The sequence below is a fragment of the Pseudomonas sp. 20P_3.2_Bac5 genome, assembly GCF_025466035.1.
Taxonomy (GTDB): domain Bacteria; phylum Pseudomonadota; class Gammaproteobacteria; order Pseudomonadales; family Pseudomonadaceae; genus Aquipseudomonas.
Genome location: NZ_JANLOA010000002.1, coordinates 1 through 349, shown reverse-complemented (window position 1 = coordinate 349; position 349 = coordinate 1). Strand labels below are relative to the sequence as shown.

At 59.3% G+C, this 349-nt stretch carries 1 protein-coding gene; it reads right to left on the bottom strand.

All coding sequences use genetic code 11. The features are described from left to right. The coding region (locus NTD88_RS00360; protein ID WP_262155747.1) for an immunoglobulin-like domain-containing protein at positions 1–349 on the bottom strand (349 nt) is incomplete at both ends.

Sequence of the window (349 nt, the reverse complement as noted above, 5' to 3'; positions counted from 1 at the left end):
ACCTGCGGTTTCCAGGTGCTCGTAGTTGCCGCCAGTCACACCGGTGATGCTGTTGGTCAGCGGCGTGTTGGTGTTCAACACGTTATTCGGTGCGATGAAGTCCACCGAGCCGCTGCTTGCATTAACCGGGATGGTGATCGACTGGCCGTTAGCCAAGCTGATGACCAGTGGCGCGCCGGTTACTGGCGCCGTTACCGAAGCGGTGTAGGTGACGACGCCGCCTTCAACAGCGCTGGCAGTAGCAGTCAGGGTCACTGTCGACGTATCGATCGAGTCAGTCACAGCAGTGACGGCTGCAGTCGGGCTAACTTCCAGATGTTCGAAATCACCACCGGTGGTGCCAGTGACG